This window comes from Liquorilactobacillus satsumensis DSM 16230 = JCM 12392 (assembly GCF_001435195.1).
Classification (GTDB): Bacteria; Bacillota; Bacilli; order Lactobacillales; family Lactobacillaceae; genus Liquorilactobacillus; species Liquorilactobacillus satsumensis.
Window position 1 is genome coordinate 13,300 of sequence record NZ_AZFQ01000055.1, and the last position, 13,842, is coordinate 27,141.

General features: G+C 42.3%; 11 protein-coding genes. 2 read left to right on the forward strand and 9 right to left on the reverse strand.

What is annotated here, in order from left to right:
- Positions 1-15 precede the first annotated feature (15 nt).
- Entirely contained in the window at positions 16-285 is a 270-nt protein-coding gene (locus FD50_RS11595) for an ACT domain-containing protein (protein WP_056961892.1), read from the reverse strand.
- A gap of 167 nt (positions 286-452) precedes the next feature.
- Between FD50_RS11595 and FD50_RS11600 the strand changes: the two genes are divergently transcribed.
- The gene (locus FD50_RS11600; RefSeq protein ID WP_056961893.1) at positions 453-1,805 is read left to right on the forward strand and encodes a DHA2 family efflux MFS transporter permease subunit; all 1,353 of its coding nucleotides are present in this window, start codon (positions 453-455) and stop codon (positions 1,803-1,805) included.
- 437 nt (positions 1,806-2,242) lie between these two features.
- On the opposite strand, the gene FD50_RS11605 is transcribed toward FD50_RS11600, so the two are convergent.
- The 7 genes from FD50_RS11605 to pdhA form a co-directional block, all read right to left on the reverse strand.
- Positions 2,243-3,019, reverse strand: coding sequence for an epoxyqueuosine reductase QueH (locus tag FD50_RS11605; protein ID WP_054755694.1), 777 nt, complete (start codon positions 3,017-3,019; stop codon positions 2,243-2,245).
- A gap of 105 nt (positions 3,020-3,124) precedes the next feature.
- Positions 3,125-4,261 carry an SGNH/GDSL hydrolase family protein gene (locus FD50_RS11610; RefSeq protein WP_056961895.1) on the reverse strand — a complete coding sequence of 379 codons (1,137 nt, stop codon included), beginning with the start codon at positions 4,259-4,261 and terminating at the stop codon, positions 3,125-3,127.
- Positions 4,262-4,653: 392 nt separating this feature from the next.
- Complete coding sequence (locus FD50_RS11615; RefSeq protein ID WP_054755614.1) at positions 4,654-5,667, reverse strand: lipoate--protein ligase; 1,014 nt, start codon at positions 5,665-5,667, stop codon at positions 4,654-4,656.
- A 20-nt stretch (positions 5,668-5,687) separates the two neighbouring features.
- Complete coding sequence (gene lpdA, locus FD50_RS11620) at positions 5,688-7,094, reverse strand: dihydrolipoyl dehydrogenase (protein ID WP_056961897.1); 1,407 nt, start codon at positions 7,092-7,094, stop codon at positions 5,688-5,690.
- 7 nt (positions 7,095-7,101) lie between these two features.
- Positions 7,102-8,460 carry a 2-oxo acid dehydrogenase subunit E2 gene (locus tag FD50_RS11625; protein ID WP_056961899.1) on the reverse strand — a complete coding sequence of 453 codons (1,359 nt, stop codon included), beginning with the start codon at positions 8,458-8,460 and terminating at the stop codon, positions 7,102-7,104.
- Between the two features lie 12 nt (positions 8,461-8,472).
- Entirely contained in the window at positions 8,473-9,450 is a 978-nt protein-coding gene (locus FD50_RS11630) for an alpha-ketoacid dehydrogenase subunit beta (RefSeq protein ID WP_056961901.1), read from the reverse strand.
- A 2-nt stretch (positions 9,451-9,452) separates the two neighbouring features.
- Entirely contained in the window at positions 9,453-10,553 is a 1,101-nt protein-coding gene (gene pdhA, locus FD50_RS11635; RefSeq protein ID WP_056961903.1) for a pyruvate dehydrogenase (acetyl-transferring) E1 component subunit alpha, read from the reverse strand.
- A gap of 518 nt (positions 10,554-11,071) precedes the next feature.
- On the opposite strand from pdhA, the gene FD50_RS11640 reads away from it, so the two are divergent.
- Positions 11,072-11,320 carry a hypothetical protein gene (locus FD50_RS11640; protein WP_056961905.1) on the forward strand — a complete coding sequence of 83 codons (249 nt, stop codon included), beginning with the start codon at positions 11,072-11,074 and terminating at the stop codon, positions 11,318-11,320.
- A gap of 605 nt (positions 11,321-11,925) precedes the next feature.
- Here FD50_RS11640 and mnmG read toward each other — a convergent pair.
- Complete coding sequence (gene mnmG / locus FD50_RS11645) at positions 11,926-13,830, reverse strand: tRNA uridine-5-carboxymethylaminomethyl(34) synthesis enzyme MnmG (RefSeq protein ID WP_056961907.1); 1,905 nt, start codon at positions 13,828-13,830, stop codon at positions 11,926-11,928.
- Between the last annotated feature and the right edge of the window lie 12 nt (positions 13,831-13,842).

Below are 13,842 nucleotides of genomic sequence, written 5' to 3' on the forward strand. Positions count from 1 at the left end.
TAACTCGTGGCCCTCCTATAATTGGTGCATGGCGTGGTAGATTTCCTCACGTCTAATTTTAATCTCGACTCCCAACTGCTTGCCTAAATCATCGAGCTCGTGTGCAAGCGCCGTGAAATCAACACTTTCATCTTTGAGCTCAACCATCATCATCATGGTAAAATTATCATCCATGATGGTCTGTGAAACATCTAAAATATTGATCTTCTTCTCAGACAAAAAAGTACTAACCCCAGCGATGATTCCAACCTGGTCCTTACCAATTGTGGTTAAAATAGCCTTCAATATAGACACCCCATTCATTTTGACTTAACTTATGCTCAAGTATAGCTTTTAAACCACCGTTGTGCAATTAGTAATTTTTACCAAGTTTTTCTTGCTTGAATTTCTACCATATTCCAATTAACATTAGAATGTCGCTTAAGTTTTAACTACATAGGAAGGAACTTCTCATGCCAACACCTTTAAGTTCAAAAAAACGGATGGTTGTGACGATACTACTTTTATTCTCAACCTTTATCTCACTTGCGAGTCAAACAATGATGATCACCGCTTTGACTGCTATTGAACATTCTTTAAATATCCCATTAACTAGTGTGCAGTGGTTGACCACTGGGTACATTCTAATTGTTGGAGTTGTAATGCCGCTTTCTTCAAATCTCTACGAAAAATTCAGTAATAGACAAGTTTTTTTGTCTACAATCAGCCTTTTCATCATCGGTAGTTTGTTAGGCGCTTTTGCCTCCAGCTTCAGTATTTTACTCCTTGCACGTTTATTGCAGGCTTGTGCTGGCGGAATCTTGATGTCATTTCAGATGACAGCTATGATTACCATCTATCCGCCTGAAAAACGAGGAACGGTTTTAGGAATGTCTGGATTAGTAATCGCCTTTGGCCCAGCGATTGGGCCGACCATCTCCGGAATTATTTTGCATTTTTTCACATGGCAATATCTGTTTATTCTAGTTTTGCCGTTCATGTTATTAATTTTGGTAGTCAGTTGCTTGACCTTCCCTAATTTCTCACAACCGCAGAAGATCAAGATTGATTTACTTTCAGTCTTTCTCTCACTGTTCGGCTCTGGTATGGCACTCGCAAGTCTGACTGTTCTGCAACAGAACATCTTGCTGGGAATCATTCTCCTCTTAGGGGGATTATTCTTGTTGTTCATCTTTACACGCCGTCAGCTGCATTTAAAGAAACCCATGCTCCGTGTGCAATTATTCAAGTTGCGTTCATTTTGCCTATTGACCTTGATTGGCATGCTTGCCTTTATGGTCTTAATTGGGACCGAACAACTTGTTCCCATCTTTGCTGAAAATGTTCTAGGTCTTAGTAGTTTACAATCTGGTTTGATTCTTCTTCCGGGGGCAATCTTGAATGCTCTCTTTGCTGCTTTGGCAGGCCGTTACTATGATCTGCACGGACCTAAACTATTGCTAACTGTGGGGGTTGCGTTAATGCTGATCGCAACTGTGCCTTTTTTGCTAATGAATGCACATACTCCAGTTTGGATAATCACTTTTGCTTACTTAGTGCGGATGATTGGCAATTCGCTGGTCTTTTCTCCGGCGATGTCCGAAGCTTTCAAAGATGTTCCGCCACTTTATGTGAGTCACGCTTCTGCACTTAACAATTCACTCAGACAGGTCGCTGCTGCTGTTTCAACAACTTTGATGATTGTTTTGGCTGATCTACCGCGCTCGCTTGTGGCAGGTTCACATCTGGCGATTAGTTTTACGGTTATCTTATTGTTGCTTACCGAATTTCTATTTTTGCGTTATGCAGCTTATACACAAAAGTAGAAGTGCCGACAACCAGCGTTCAGCCACCGTAGACTAAGTCCGGCATTACAAAGTAACCCGGGTTTGGTTACACGTAATGCTGGCTTAGGCACAGGAGGTTGCTGGTGGAGCACGTTATGTAGAAGTGCCGACAACCACCGGAAGTCTTTGAGCACATTATGGGAAAAGTGCCGCCCAACACCCTAAAACAAAAACCGAGGGGCTGTGACAAAAGTTAACTTTTATCACAGCCCCTCTTTTATTCCGGATAAACGGGTTCAATAAGTAAAAATTCTCCGTCTAACTTCGAATTACTCATAGCAAAGTACTCGCTATGTTCGTAATTTCGAGTTAGCACTCAAAATTTTCCCGACTTATGTCACACTCTCAATCTACAGATTAACATCCCTATAATTCTAGTTACATGTGCATTTCTTAAATCTGTGCAAGTGCAGCTCCTATTCAACTTGCTCACGCTCGTCATGATAAACAAATTTGATTTCAGGGAACTCAGTGGATCCATCCTTATCCTGCATAAAAGCAAGCGCCTCACGTCTGATTTGCGCTAAATCGATTCCCTGTTGTTTAGCCGCAAAAAGACATCCACAATAACACTGCCGGTAAACATCGTATTCGCGGCACATCTCCAAAGAACGCTGATACCCACCATTTTTTTTAAAGTCACTGGGCAAATACTTAGTAGTATAAAAGTTCTGAACTTCAATCCCTACACTATTAACTACTTGTGAATTCTTATGCGGACTAATAGTCAATGCGCTACCAAAATAATCAAAATCGAGTTCCACGGCTTTTGCAGCAACAAGATCCAAGCGATATCCGAAGCAGGCGCGGCAGCGGTCTCCTCCTTCAGGTTCCTTTTCAAGTCCTCTGACTGCTTCAAAATACTGCTGTGGAGCATACGGAGCAGCTAAAAAGCGGACATTGTTCCCGGTTTTTTCATTGAAATCACGAATGAACTTTTGCTGTACATACTCACGGCGTTGATATTCCGCACGCGGATGGATATTAGAATTTGCATAATAGACAGTCACATCCGCATACTTAGTCAAATATTCAAGCGTGTATGTGCTACACGGCGCACAACAGCTGTGCAATAAAATTTTAGGTCTAGTCGTTGTCAACTGCCAATTTTTGATCATTTTCTGTAAAATTTTATCATAATTAATTTTTTGATTAGGATTCAGTTTATCTAAAAATTCATGCAGATCAATCACCGGATTTTCTCCTCCCCATAAATTGTGTTGCCCCTTCTAGATCAATCACGTCACTGAAAATACTCCTAAATCAGTATATACCTTAAAAGGATCTGCAACAATCCTTCAAGCTAATTCAAGCTTGCGTACAACCTTTTCATATAATTTCGCTGCAATTTTTATGCCGCCTGCTTTACTGACATGCATATGATCCCCAAGATCGTAAGTACTGCTCAGTTGTCCTTGTGCATCTGCAACAAAATAATTATGGAAAACATAGTTCTTTGCAGTTAATAAACGATTAAATTCTCGCCGAGTTTGTTGTGCATCCTCGTAATCGGCAGTCTGCAGCTTTACCTGATTGCTGTGTCCTAGTCTAAACGGAAGAAGATCGCCCAAAAGCAATGTTCCGTTGTTTTTTGAAACCAATTGCTGCAACTCCGTGACCCCTGCCAGCAATTCCGGTGCGGTTACTTTCTGTTTCCCTGCTTGTAAACTGAGCAGCGGCAAAATAAGATCATTTCCGCCAGCTAGAACAAACACTAATTCTGGCTGGATTTCAAGCAGATCTGGCAACCTGTGCAGCAATCCTTGACCAAAAGTTTGATAAAGCAGTTCATCAGTAGGTGCATCATGCAAGAGCCGATTACCTGAAATTCCGCTGTTGAGTGTCACTACTTTCTCTGGAAAGGCGCGATTTAATAAGGCGGTTAAGCTGTCTGTTATTAATCCCATTTCAATCAGCGAATCTCCAGTAAATAAAATCGTCTTAGGTTGGGCTGCCGTCCAAAATTCGATTTGCTCAAGGCAAAACCAGCCACGACGGGCCGTAAATGATTTTCGCAAGCGGGGGAGCTTGTCGGCTTTGCGAATCATTCCAGCGTTAGTCAGCGTGGTATCATAAGTATTTGCAAAATCTAGATAATTTTGCGGTTCACTGCTACTCAACCTAAAAAACAATCTTTGCCCTGTGTGCACGGCCACTTTAAGCGGATCAGTGATCACCCTGCTGCCAGCTGGAATTTTGATGGTTGCAGTCCCGTGCAAGGTTATTTCGTGTTTCACATGAAACGTTTCATCAAATGAAAACTCCAATTTTTGAAAGACCAGTTCACTTTTGCCGTGAAGATTAGTTAAGTGCAAGCGTAAAGCAATTCCGCTAACATTTGTAGTCACTTGGACAATCTGTGTCAGTTCCTCCATCCGGAAAGGAAGTGTAGAAAAATCATTGCAATTATGTTGCCAAATTGGAACCCATTTCAAGTAATTCGCCCCCTTTTATTGCTACGCTACCAAACTCACATTTACCTCAAATTGCACAATAGTTCATCCATCCCGCTTAACTGTGCCATTCAATCCTTTTAGTCTATAAAGATTTAACTGCTGTACTTCTTGCTTAAAACTCACAAAGCGGCCAAAGTTCAGGACTTCAGTAGCAAAATTATTCTTGAAAGCCCACTTTATTAAGAAGCCTAGAATAATCGAAACTCAATGATCACTTTTTGACCTTGAGCATTTGCGCTACATTCCATTGCCAGTACTTTGCCGCTTTGTTGTATTTATTAAAAAAGGTGTTCACTCAAAAATTATCGATAATTGACGTTGCTTGAAAATACATTTTTAATGTGCCCTGCCAACAGTCTCACTTATTTAACTTAATCAGCCAGCAACCGCAGAACTTCTTTTCGTGGAATTCCCTGAAAATACTTATTCAAGTCAACATCGTGCAAAGCCGCAGCGATCTGAGGCTCATCAAAGGTACAGCCCTTAAGCACTTTTTCTAATTTTTGAACGTTGTCGGTTCCAAAAAAGTCGCCGTAGAATTTAATATTCTCAATCTTTCCTTTTTCAACCAAAATTCGTGCATCAATCGTGCCACTTGTGAAATGTTGGCGCCGCTTGACCGTAAAGTTAGGTGAATGCCCATAAACCCAGTCCCAGTTACTGTAGTATTTTTCCTCAATCTGATCGATCTTTTCTTCATCTGCAGCAGTCAGTTGATATTCATGCTGCCGTGCTTCTTCCATACTTTTAACACCCAAAACCCTCATGATCAGCAGATCACGAAACTGCTCAGTCGTGATATTTTTATATTCTGGTGCCAAATATGGTCTCAGATTAGTAACCCGACTCTTGACGGATTTAATTCCCTTGGATTTGATTTTGTCTAAAGGTACATTGAGTGCCCTAGTAACCTCGTCTGTGTCAACATCTAGCATTAATGTCCCATGTGAGAATGTTTTCCCTCCCCGAGTATACATTGCATTGCCTGAGAATTTCTTACCATCAACCACGATATCATTGCGCCCGGTTACCTCTGCTCCTTTAACACCGATCTCATGCAAAGCATTTACAATTGGCGCAACCATCGTTTTAAAGTCGCCAAATTTATTTTGATTTGCGTCCACAATAAAACTAAAGCACAGGTTCCCTAAATCTTGATACATAGCGCCACCACCTGACAAGCGTCGGGTTACTGTAACGCTGTGTTCACGGCAGTACTTCTGATCAATTTCTTCGATCGTATTTTGATTACGCCCAACAATCACACATGACTTTTCGATATAAAACAGCATTAAGGGTAATTGTAATTCATCATTATTCATTAAATACTGCTCGGTTGCTAAATTTCTTCTGATATCAAATGTACGCATTGCCACATATTGCAATGATCACACTTCCTTTCAGCTTAAATATTGACGGGTAAACCTAATGCAAGATCGGCAGCATCCATGACTGCTTCACTGACACTTGGATGCGGGTGAATTGTCAAAGAAATATCTTCAATTGTAGAACCTGTTTCAATAGCCAAAGTTAGCTCTGTAATCAAATCACTGGCATTGGGACCCACAATCTGCGCTCCCACTAAGATATGACTTTCTTTTTCAAAGACAAGTCGCACAAAACCGTTAGTGCTGCTCAACGAGATCGCACGCCCATTTGCTGCAAATGGAAATTGAGCTTTCTTAACAGTTAACCCCTGTTCCTTGGCTTCACTCACAGTCAATCCAGTCGTAGCAATTTCACTATCTGTGTAACAAACAGCTGGCATCGCACGATAATCGATCACAGCTTTTGAACCAGAAATTGCTTCTGCTGCAATTTTGCCTTCATAACTAGCCTTATGGGCAAGGGCAGGTCCGGCAACTACATCGCCAATCGCAAAAATATTTGAAACTGCAGTCCGTCCTTGAGCATCTACGTCAATCAGTCCGCGTTTGTCAATTTTTATCCCCAAATGCTCTAGTCCCATCTCAGCAGTATTAGCACGACGACCGACACAAACAATACAATAATCCGCCTTGAGTTGTTTTTGTTTACCATCAGCTTCAAAGGTAATCGTGGTTCCATCTGCAGTTTGTTCCGCTTTTTTAGCCATTGCTTTTGTATAAATGTCAACTTTTTGGCCGCTAAAATGATTTTCGATTACGGAAACTAAATCAGGTTCGTAGTTTGCAAGAATCCGGTCCGCACCTTCGAGAATTGAGACGTGTGCTCCTAAATTTGCATACGCCGAGGCAAGCTCACAGCCAATGTAGCCCCCACCGACCACTACCAATTCTTTAGGAATCTCTTCCAGTGCCAGTGCACCGGTTGAATCCAAGACACGTCCCTTGAACTTAAAGTTAGGGATTTCAATCGGATGACTACCAGTTGCAATAATTAGATTATTAAAAGTATACGTTTGAGCATGATCTTCATTGATCACCCGCAAACTATGATCGTCCTTTAAGAAAGCACTGCCCCAAATAACATCAATATGATGTTTCTTGAAGAGCCCAGCCACCCCGCCAGTTAGCTTATCCACAACATTTTCTTTTTTCCACTTTTGAGTCTGTTTAAAGTCAAGCTTAGCTCCTGTGATTCTCAGACCCATGTCAGCAGACTCTTTTGCGCGCCGATAGCGATGCGCAACTTCAATCAAGGCTTTCGAAGGAATGCAGCCCACGTTTAAACAAACACCACCGATGAACTCCCTTTCAATCACCGTAACTTTTTGTCCCTTTTCTGCCGCTCTGATGGCAGCGACATATCCACCAGGCCCTGCTCCAATAACAACTGTGTCTAAGTCAATTGCAAAATCTCCAACTACCATATTATGCTCATCCTTCCATTAGTAAGAGTTCTGGATCACTCAAAAGTTCATTCAAGCGGTTAAGTGCCCTTTGTGCTGTTGCTCCATCAATTACACGATGGTCGAATGATAACGAAAGCTTCAAAACACGTGCACTCTTAACCTGACCATCTTCAACAACTGCTTCTTGAGTGATTCGACCTAACCCCAAAATCGCAACTTCTGGCCAGTTGATTACCGGAGTAAAGAAACCGCCGCCAATTGAACCAATGTTAGTAATGGACATTCCTGTATGCTGCATGTCTGTCCCGCTTAACTTGCCGTCTTTTGCCTTTTGTGTATTCTCACTAATCAAGCGTGCAATCGCAAAAAGGCTCTTTTGATCAGCATGTTTAATATTAGGAACAAATAAACCGCGCTCGGTATCTGTCGCTACCCCCACATTAATATAGTTGCGGTAAACAATTTCGTGTTGCTCCATATCCACTTTGGAATTTAAGACTGGGAACTCGCGCATTACACAGGCTAAAGCTTTGACTACATATGCCAAGAAAGTCAATTTGATTTCCCGCTCAGCTGCAAGGGTCTTGTATTTTTTGCGATGATCCCATAATTTGTCAACGACCACATCATCAAAGACCGTCACATGTGGAATCTCACTCTTGCTGCGAACCATTGCTTTGGCAGTAGCTTTACGAATTCCCGACATCTTTTCGCTGGTTTCAGGCCATTGAGCTGTTGCAGTAGCTGGTTGTGTCTGCGTCTGCTCCCCGGTTTTTTCCTCTGTCTGTTCCGCCTGTGCGGCTTGTCCGCCTCCCTTAATAAAGGCTTCAACGTCAGCTTTTGTGACATGGCCGTGACTACCAGTTCCTTTAACTTGTGCTAAGTCTACACCTTGTTCACGCGCATAAACACGCACCGCAGGCATCGCTAACACTGGTAAACTGCGATCAGGCGTGGCTGGAATGCTTGTCTTTGTTGTTTCATCCTTTTGAACTGCTCTTTTTTGATCTGCTAATGCTGCTGGATGTGCTGGATCTTGCACATTTTCTTCTGATTCAACTGGTGCTTTTTCCCGCTCTTTTGGCGTTTCTTCTGTCTTTTCGGTTGCAGCAGGTACTGCTGATTCTTCAGCATTTCCAGCACCTGCAACTTCAAATTCAACTAAAACTTGACCTACTTCAGCGGTTTCACCTTCATTAACAAGGATCTGTTTAACTTTTCCAGCTACAGGAGATGGAATCTCTTCAACTGATTTATCGTTTTCAATCTCCAGCAGATCGTCGTCTTCTTTTAATTCATCACCTGGTTTGACATACCACTGCGCAACTGTACCTTCAGAAATTCCTTCACCAATGTCTGGTAATTTGAATTGATACTTACCCATGCTGTGTGCCTCCTAATATTCCAAGATTTCATTTGCTTTTGCTACAATATCCCCCTGATTAGGCAGCCAGTCACTTTCGGCTTCACTAAATGGATAAGGGGTATTCGGAGCAGTAACCCGTCCGATTGGTGCCTTTAAATAAAGAATTCCGTCTTCAGCAATCAGCGCTGCAACTTGTGCTCCGACACCCGCTTGTTTCTGTGCCTCTTGCACGATTACCACGCGCCCGGTTTTCTTAACTGAATTCATAATTGTCTCTTCATCAAGTGGCGAAACTGTTCGTAAATCTACAACTTCTGCAGCAATATTTTGTTTTGCCAATTCTTCACTGGCCTTGAGGCTTTCTTGCAGCATTGCGCCATAAGAAATCAACGTAATGTCTTGACCCTCTTTAACGACATTCGCCTTATCTAAAGGAACCGTGTAGGCCTCATCAGGCACATCGGCTTTAATCGAACGATAAAGCTTCATGTGCTCTAAGAAAACGACGGGGTCATCCGCACGAATCGCTGAGATCAACAACCCCTTTGCATCGTACGGGTTGCTGGGGATTACGACCCGTAATCCCGGGATCTGTGCCATCAAACCTTCTAGACTGTCTGCATGTAATTCTGGGGTATGCACACCTCCGCCGAAAGGCGCCCGAATTGTAATTGGCATTTTACGCGTACTTCCCAATCTGAATCTGATTCGAGCCATCTGTCCTGCGATTTGGTCCATTGTTTCAAACACAAAACCAAAGAATTGAATCTCCGGCACAGGGCGAAATCCCTGAAGCGCAAGACCAGTCGACAATCCAATGATCCCGGATTCTGCTAATGGTGTATCAAAAACACGATCCGTCCCATGTTTTTCCTGAAGCCCTTCTGTCGCACGGAAAACACCGCCATTTTTACCTACATCTTCACCAAAAACCAACACTTTTTCATCACGGGCAAGTTCTTCATCCATTGCATCTGTGATGGCTTTGATCATTGTCTTTTTCGTCATGACTATTTGGCCTCCTTCGCTTCAAAACGCTCAATCTCTTGTTGTATGCCTGCCGGTGTAGCTGCGAATGTGTTTTTCAGATACTCACTGATTTTTTGTTTTGGCATATTTTCAACTTTATCAATTGCTTCTTTTATCTGTTCTTGAACTTCCTCAGCGTACTGGTCTTCTTTTTCCTGTGTCCAGATTCCCTTATCCGCCAAGTAATGCCGCATCCGCACCAAAGGATCTTTTTTGAGCCATGCATCATCGATCTCCTTTGTCCGGTAACGTTTTGGATCATCGCCTGACAAAGTATGCGGTCCATAGCGATACGTCAATGTTTCAATCAGAACAGGACCATTTCCTGCGAGTGCATAGTCACGTGCCTCTTTTGTAACCTCATAGACAGCCAAGGCATCCATACCATCGACTTGAATACCAGGAATACCAGCAGCTACTGCTTTTTGTGCCAAAGTTTTGGCGGCTGTCTGCTTGCTGCGTGGCACTGAGATAGCGTATCCATTGTTTTGTACAATAAAGATTGCTGGTGCCTCGAATGCGCCCGCAAAGTTAATTCCTTCATAGAAATCCCCTTGGGAAGTTCCACCATCACCCGTGTAAGTGTATGCCACATTTTTTTGCCCCTTGAGCTTAAACCCAAGTGCAACTCCAGCAGCCTGCACGAACTGTGCTCCAATAATAATTTGCGGCGGCAATGCTGGGAAGTCTGCTGGATACTTATTACCATCAACATGTCCACGAGACCATAAGAAAGCCTGATACAGTGGCAGGCCATGCAAAACAAGCTGCGGAACATCACGATAAGCAGGTAAAATAAAGTCCTGTTTGTCCATCACAAAATTGGAAGCAATCTGACTTGCCTCTTCACCCGCTGTTGGTGCATAAAACCCTAGCCGCCCCTGACGGTTTAATTTGGTAGAACGTCCATCAAGAATACGCGACCAAACCATCTGCTTAAACAATGTAAACAATTCGTCATCGCTTAAATCAGGTTGCCAACCCTTCTCAAGGATTTTTCCTTCTTCTGATAGGAGTTTAACTGTTTTGAATTCATCACCATTTTTTTTCAACTGTTCAAAATCGATAATTTTTTTGGACATTTCATGGGCCTCCTCATTAAATTAGCTCTTCGTCTCTAAACAAATGCCTTCCCAACACTCAATATGCCATAAATTCGCCTCTCTTACTAATGATATAGCTTTATAAAACGCTTACAATATAATTTTAACGCCTTTCCATCAAAAATTAAACATTGTTACTTTTTTAACTTGTCATTTTTTTTAATTACTTTCAGCTCAACATATTAAAAAAACCATCCTTTAAACTTTCACTTTATCTGACAAGTAAAGATCCGAACATAACTCCTTTCTTTTAACCTACAATTCGGTCTTAACCATCATAGAACAACTTGTGTCAGTAACTTTCGTCAGGTAAAAAAAATCTCTCTGCCAAAATTTCATCTTTAAAAACTTGATTGTGAACTAATGATCATCCTGGGCTGACCGCGTTTTTAACATCATTTTTTATTGCTGCAATTTTAAAATTCCGCTAAACCCTTTATTTCTCCATGTGTCTCCGCTATGCTTTAAACATGCATACCTTACTTGGAGGCTCCCATATGATCACAAAAACAAAATTATGGATTCATGCTTCACCTTTTCTCATTGTTTGCAGCATCTTCTTATTACCATTACTGTTCTTAACTATCTGGGCCTTTATGGCACAAAATCTTTTCTGGATTATTAGTTTGGTGCTGTTTGATTTTATTTATCTTAATCTAGAATCAACGTTGCTGGCATTCGTATTATTTAAGCGCAAACAGCGACGCGAGGCAGAAAAAGAGGCAACTGAGGATGATGAAAAATAAGTGCAACCCGCTGTGCAGCCGCTAGTTTTTACGTACTAACGCTGAATTACAAAACAGACGGATTATGAATATGCGCAAAAAAGTGGAATAAAAAGCGTTTAGTTGCTGATAATTAACAGCAGCAGGCGGATCATTCCGGGGTTGACTTGGCTGACTTTACAGGTTAAGAGAGTGTGACATAAGTCGGGAAAATTTGAGTGCTAACTCGAAATTACGAACATCGCGAGTACTTTGCTATGAGTAATTGGAAAGTCAGACGGAAGATTTTGACTTATGGAACACGTTTATCCGGAATAAAAGCGAGGCTGTTTGGAAATAAGGACATCAAGCCAAGTGTTCGCGCCTTTTGTCCCAAATTTTATTCAAATAAAAATTGGCAGGGCACCGGTAACCCGCAGCATGGACAGCTTGAAATCCATCTTTTGGACTTCAAATGTCTGCACTACGTTCTATTACCAATTACTCTACCAATCTTTTTGATTACTTTAACTGCTTTTATAAACTACAAACACACTTAATTGCTTTCCGACATTAAAGAAAGCCTCTAATTCGCAACCGCGGCCTTTACCAAGCAGCAGTCTGACAAGACGTTGCTTTCTTTTTTCTTAGACCTTAGCAATCTTGCCCTGTTCAATATAAATTGCAAGAATAGAAAGATCAGCCGGATTCACACCACTAATACGGCTTGCCTGTGCTAGCGTTGCCGGTTGAATTTTTTCCAATTTTTGCCGGGCCTCTGTAGCCAAACCCTCAATTGCAGCGTAGTCAATCCGCGTTGGGATCTTTTTAGCTTCCATTTTTTTAAGCTTTTCTACTTTTTTATATGCTTTTTTAATATATCCATCATATTTGAATTGAATCTCAACCTGCTCTATCTCGCGCGGTTTAAGAGCTTGGTCGGGTTCGGGAATAAATTTTAGCACATCAGCATAACTAACTTCTGGTCGTTTTAAAAATTCGCTGGCAAGCACACCATCTTTCAGCGCAGCAGCTCCCTTTTCTGCCAAAAAAGCATTGACCTGTTCAGTTGGCTTAATTCTAATTTCGCTCAAACGCTGCATTTCAGCTTGAATTGCTTCCTTTTTGCACTTAAAAGCGGCAAATCTTTCTTCTGAAATTAAACCAAGTTCATGTCCGAGTGCTGTTAAGCGTAAATCAGCATTATCGTGCCGCAAAATTAAGCGGTATTCAGCACGCGATGTCAATAAGCGATAAGGCTCATTAGTTCCTTTTGTCACAAGATCGTCAACCATAACCCCGATGTAAGCATCACTTCTTTTCAGTGTCACTTGGTCTTTACCCAAAGCCTTAAGTCCCGCATTGATCCCTGCCAGCATCCCTTGACCGGCAGCTTCTTCGTATCCTGAAGTCCCATTTGTCTGTCCAGCAGTAAATAAACCCGCAATCAACTTCGTCTCCAGTGTTGGTCGTAATTGATACGGCGAAACAATATCATATTCGATTGCATACCCTGGTCGCATCATTTGAGCATGTTCAAGACCCTGAATAGAATGCACCATCTTTTGCTGAATTTCTTCAGGCATTGAAGTTGATAGGCCTTGCAAATAGAATTCGTCAGTTTCTCGTCCTTCCGGTTCAATGAAGAGCTGATGGCGCGGCTTATCTGCAAACCGGACGATTTTATCTTCAATTGAAGGACAGTACCGTGGCCCAACACCTTCAATTACACCGGAAAACATCGGTGCCCGATCCAAGTTTTCTCTGATTAATTTATGCGTAGTTTCATTTGTATATGTTAACCAGCAGGAAAGCTGCTCCTTCACACTGAGATAGTCAGCGTCAGCAGACTCGAAGCTAAAATGATTAGGTCGTGCATCACCTGGTTGCTCCTGCGTAGCCTCATAGTCAATCGTATTACCATCAACACGCGGTGGTGTCCCCGTTTTAAACCGCCGCAGCTCAAATCCAAGCCTTTCCAAGTTACCAGAAAGCTTCTTTGCAGGTTGCGTATTGTTCGGACCCGAAGAATACATTAATTCTCCGATGATAATCTTACCGCGCGCCGCAGTCCCAGTCGTTAACACCACTGTTTTGGCACCATAACGTGCCCCAGTATTAGTAATCACGCCCTTAATTGTGTTATTTTCAACTATTAAGTCGTCCACAATCCCTTGACGTAGCGTTAGATGCGGTTGTTTTTCAAGTGTATGCTTCATCTCAATTGAATAAAGTCGCTTGTCAGCCTGCGCCCGCAAAGCGCGGACGGCTGGGCCTTTGCCGGTATTCAGCATCCGCATCTGGACGTAGGTCTTATCAATATTACGTCCCATCTCACCACCCAAGGCATCGACTTCACGCACAACGATCCCCTTAGCTGGGCCGCCAATTGACGGATTGCAGGGCATAAAAGCTACCATTTCGAGATTGATTGTCATTAAAAGTGTTTCATTACCCATCCGGGCAGCTGCCAATGCAGCTTCACACCCCGCATGACCAGCTCCCACGACAATCACATCATAATTTTTACTAATATATTGCTTTACTTCCATCTCAATCTCCTA